This window comes from Corynebacterium variabile (genome assembly GCF_006539825.1).
In the GTDB taxonomy this organism is placed as follows: Bacteria; Actinomycetota; Actinomycetes; order Mycobacteriales; family Mycobacteriaceae; genus Corynebacterium; species Corynebacterium variabile.
The window spans coordinates 1-5,488 of the sequence record NZ_BJNT01000036.1; the positions used below are offsets into that span (position 1 = coordinate 1).

3 rRNA genes are annotated in these 5,488 nt (G+C 54.7%); all 3 read right to left on the reverse strand.

The features are described from left to right. Window positions 1-117 (reverse strand): 5S ribosomal RNA (rrf, locus tag CVA01_RS14510). A gap of 137 nt (window positions 118-254) precedes the next feature. Further along, window positions 255-3,341, reverse strand: a 23S ribosomal RNA gene (locus tag CVA01_RS14515). 360 nt (window positions 3,342-3,701) lie between these two features. Beyond that, window positions 3,702-5,218: ribosomal RNA gene (locus tag CVA01_RS14520) — 16S ribosomal RNA — on the reverse strand. The 16S, 23S and 5S rRNA genes sit together here, the layout of an rRNA operon. Window positions 5,219-5,488 lie beyond the last annotated feature (270 nt).

Sequence of the window (5,488 nt, forward strand, 5' to 3'; positions counted from 1 at the left end):
TGCCGGCGGCGTCCTACTCTCCCACACCCTCCCAGGTGCAGTACCATCGGCGCAGGCAGGCTTAGCTTCCGGGTTCGGAAAGGGACCGGGCGTGACCCCACCGCTAAAACCACCGACAAAACACACGAAACAACACACACCCAAACCCAGACCAGCCACAAAAACCAACCCAGACTCAGTATGCCGTGCCATTCCAGACACTGCACAGTGGACGCAAAACACGCTTCTCAACAACACAATCAAGCAACAACACTCTTAATGTAGCGCTCGGTCAATTAGTACCGGTCACCTCCAACACTCACATGCTGTCCAGATCCGGCCTATCAACCCCGTAATCTACAGGGAACCTCAAACGAAACCTCATCTCGAAACAGGCTTCCCGCTTAGATGCTTTCAGCGGTTATCCCTCCCATACGTAGCCAACCAGCCATGCCACGGGCGTGACAACTGGCCCACCAGAGGTATGTCCAACCCGGTCCTCTCGTACTAGGGTCAGCCTTTCTCAAGTTTCAACGCGCACGGCGGATAGAGACCGAACTGTCTCACGACGTTCTAAACCCAGCTCGCGTGCCGCTTTAATGGGCGAACAGCCCAACCCTTGGGACCAACTCCAGCCCCAGGATGCGACGAGCCGACATCGAGGTGCCAAACCATCCCGTCGATATGGACTCTTGGGGAAGATCAGCCTGTTATCCCCGGGGTACCTTTTATCCGTTGAGCGACACCGCTTCCACAAGCCGGTGCCGGATCACTAGTCCCTACTTTCGTACCTGCTCGACCTGTCAGTCTCACAGTCAAGCTCCCTTGTGCACTTACACTCAACACCTGATTGCCAACCAGGCTGAGGGAACCTTTGGGCGCCTCCGTTACTCTTTGGGAGGCAACCGCCCCAGTTAAACTACCCACCAGGCACTGTCCCTAACCCAGATCATGGGCCGAGGTTCAGATATCCAATACGATCAGAGTGGTATTTCAACAACGACTCCACAACCACTGGCGTGGCCGCTTCACAGTCTCCCACCTATCCTACACAAACCGAACCGAACACCAATACCAAGCTATAGTGAAGGTCCCGGGGTCTTTTCGTCCTGCCGCGCGTAACGAGCATCTTTACTCGTACTGCAATTTCGCCGGGCCTGTGGTTGAGACAGCAGGGAAGTCGTTACGCCATTCGTGCAGGTCGGAACTTACCCGACAAGGAATTTCGCTACCTTAGGATGGTTATAGTTACCACCGCCGTTTACTGGGGCTTAAATTCTCCGCTTCGATCCGAAAATCTAACAGGTCCTCTTAACCTTCCAGCACCGGGCAGGCGTCAGTCCGTATACATCGACTTACCGTCTTCGCACGGACCTGTGTTTTTAGTAAACAGTCGCTTCCCTCTATTCTCTGCGACCCACACCAGCTACCAGCCGTAAAGACCTTCACCAGCACGGGCCCCCCTTCTCCCGAAGTTACGGGGGCATTTTGCCGAGTTCCTTAACCACAGTTCACCCGATCGCCTTAGTATTCTCTACCTGACCACCTGTGTCGGTTTGGGGTACGGGCCGAACGTGCACTCGCTAGAGGCTTTTCTCGACAGCATAGGATCACCGACATCCCCGCAAACGGGTACGCATCACGCCTCACCCACAATGTGTCCCGGATTTACCTGGAACACGGGCCACACGCTTACACCACAATCCAATAAGTGGCTCGGCTACCTTCCTGCGTCACCCCATCACTTGACTACTACCAGCTCAGGTCCCACGCATCCATCAACCACACACGCCAAAGACGTGAACAGAAAACTTCAGGGTGGTTAGTATCACCGATTCATCATTGTCGCACACACTCGGGTACGGGAATATCAACCCGTTATCCATCGACTACGCCTGTCGGCCTCGCCTTAGGCCCCGACTCACCCTGGGAAGATTAACTTGACCCAGGAACCCTTGGTCATCCGGCGGATGAGGTTCTCACTCATCATTCGCTACTCATGCCTGCATTCTCACTCGCATAGCCTCCAGCACTGGGTCACCCCGCACCTTCAACGGCCACACGACGCTCCCCTACCAACCCACACAAAAGTATGAGTTCCGCGGCTTCGGCGGTGTACTTGAGCCCCACTACATTGTCGGCGCAGGACCACTCGACCAGTGAGCTATTACGCACTCTTTCAAGGATGGCTGCTTCTAAGCCAACCTCCTGGCTGTCTTCGCGATCCCACATCCTTTTCCACTTAGTACACCCTTAGGGGCCTTAGCCGGCGATCTGGGCTGTTTCCCTCTCGACTACGAAGCTTATCCCCCGCAGTCTCACTGCCGCGCTCTCACTTACCGGCATTCGGAGTTTGGCTGATGTCGCTAAGATGATAGTCCCGCTAAACCAACCAGTAGCTCTACCTCCGGCAAGAAACACACGACGCTGCACCTAAATGCATTTCGGGGAGAACCAGCTATCACGGAGTTTGATTGGCCTTTCACCCCTACCCACAACTCATCCCCTCAGTTTTCAACCTAAGTGGGTTCGCGCCTCCACGACGTCTTACCGTCGCTTCACACTGGCCATGGGTAGATCACCCCGCTTCGGGTCCAGGACACGCCACTAAACACACTAGTTAGTATTCGCTTTCGCTACGACTACCCCACACGGGTTAACCTCGCGACGTGCCGCTGACTCGCAGGCTCATTCTTCAAAAGGCACGCCATCACCACCACACCAAAAGTGCAGAACGGCTCTGACGGATTGTAAGCGCACGGTTTCAGGTACTATTTCACTCCCCTCCCGGGGTACTTTTCACCATTCCCTCACGGTACTATCCGCTATCGGTCACAATGAGTATTCAGGCTTACCGGGTGGTCCCGGCAGATTCACAGCAGATTCCACGAGCCCGCTGCTACTCGGGGCACCTCGTAACCCAACCACACATGCTTTCACGTACCGGACTCTCACCGTCTACGGCAGGCCATTCCAAACCACTTCCGCTAGCACACATGACCGGGCGACTGACTGTCAGACCAGTCGAACAAGACCCCACAACCCCGACCACGCAACCCCTGACAGGTATCACACGCAACCGGTTTAGCCAATCATCCACTTTCGTTCGCCACTACTCACGGAATCACTATTGTTTTCTCTTCCTACGGGTACTGAGATGTTTCACTTCCCCGCGTAACCTCCACACCGGCTATACATTCACCGGCAGGTGACCGCACATAACCACGGCCGGGTTTCCCCATTCGGACATCCTCGGATCAACGCTCAGTTGACAACTCCCCGAGGCATATCGCAGTCTCCCACGTCCTTCATCGGCTCATCATGCCAAGGCATCCACCGTGCGCCCTTAACACACAACACTAAGAACGCATCAGATGAACACTGTAAAACAGTATTCAATCAAATACTTACAAAATTGCATCAAAAAAGAAGATACTCGCGTCCACTATACAGTTCTCAAACAACACAGTCACAAAGACTCGGGACACCCACAACCACCACACACTCACGTGCACACCGGCCACAAGAACCCCACAGAAACAACCATGCAAAACCGCATGCTGTTCCAGACACCCAACAACGCAACGAACCAAGCTGACCCCAAAAAGGCCTGTCACACGATCGCCACCAGGCGACTCAAAAACGGGTTGATCTCCACCCGGATTCAAAAAAGGCCTCAAACACCCTTGTTGGTGCGAGAACCACAAAATAAAGCTCCTTAGAAAGGAGGTGATCCAGCCGCACCTTCCGGTACGGCTACCTTGTTACGACTTCGTCCCAATCGCCGATCCCACCTTCGACAGCTCCCTAACGAGTTTGGGCCACTGGCTTCGGGTGTTACCAACTTTCATGACGTGACGGGCGGTGTGTACAAGGCCCGGGAACGTATTCACCGCAGCGTTGCTGATCTGCGATTACTAGCGACTCCGACTTCATGGAGTCGAGTTGCAGACTCCAATCCGAACTGAGACCGGCTTTAAGGGATTAGCACCACCTCACGGTGTAGCAACCCACTGTACCGACCATTGTAGCATGTGTGAAGCCCTGGACATAAGGGGCATGATGATTTGACGTCATCCCCACCTTCCTCCGAGTTAACCCCGGCAGTCTCTCGCGAGTCCCCACCATAACGTGCTGGCAACACAAGACAAGGGTTGCGCTCGTTGCGGGACTTAACCCAACATCTCACGACACGAGCTGACGACAACCATGCACCACCTGTATACCGACCACAAGGGAAAACGCATCTCTGCGTCGATCCGGCATATGTCAAGCCCAGGTAAGGTTCTTCGCGTTGCATCGAATTAATCCACATGCTCCGCCGCTTGTGCGGGCCCCCGTCAATTCCTTTGAGTTTTAGCCTTGCGGCCGTACTCCCCAGGCGGGGCGCTTAATGCGTTAGCTACGGCACAGAAGTCGTGGAAGACCCCCACACCTAGCGCCCACCGTTTACGGCATGGACTACCAGGGTATCTAATCCTGTTCGCTACCCATGCTTTCGCTCCTCAGCGTCAGTTACTGCCCAGAGACCTGCCTTCGCCATCGGTGTTCCTCCTGATATCTGCGCATTTCACCGCTACACCAGGAATTCCAGTCTCCCCTACAGCACTCAAGTTATGCCCGTATCGCCTGCACGCCCGGAGTTAAGCCCCGGAATTTCACAGACGACGCGACAAACCACCTACGAGCTCTTTACGCCCAGTAATTCCGGACAACGCTCGCACCCTACGTATTACCGCGGCTGCTGGCACGTAGTTAGCCGGTGCTTCTTCTACCACTACCGTCACATAATGCTTCGTCATGGTTGAAAGGAGTTTACAACCCGAAGGCCTTCATCCCCCACGCGGCGTCGCTGCATCAGGCTTGCGCCCATTGTGCAATATTCCCCACTGCTGCCTCCCGTAGGAGTCTGGGCCGTGTCTCAGTCCCAATGTGGCCGTCCACCCTCTCAGGCCGGCTACCCGTCGACGCCTTGGTAGGCCATTACCCCACCAACAAGCTGATAGGCCGCGAGCTCATCCTGCACCGAAAAACTTTCCACCACCGACACTAAACGATGGTCCTATCCGGTATTAGACCCAGTTTCCCAGGCTTATCCCGAAGTGCAGGGCAGATCACCCACGTGTTACTCACCCGTTCGCCACTCGAGTACCCTGCAAGCAGGGCCTTTCCGTTCGACTTGCATGTGTTAAGCACGCCGCCAGCGTTCGTCCTGAGCCAGGATCAAACTCTCCATAAAAGCAATAAACCCAATAAAGAGCCATCACTGGCAAAAATAAAAATACTGAACTGCTGACATCCAGGTAAAAACCCGGAATATCCGCGCACAGTTCCGGTCGGGGGACCAGGAACCATACGCCGGTCACAACAACCAACAGACAGACAAAGATAAGTACTTTTACACGCAGTCACCCACGTGCCGGTACCAACCCAAGCCACCATCTGCCGACCATGCGACAAAAAACTTGATTCATCACGCTATTGAGTTCTCAAACAACATCCGCACACC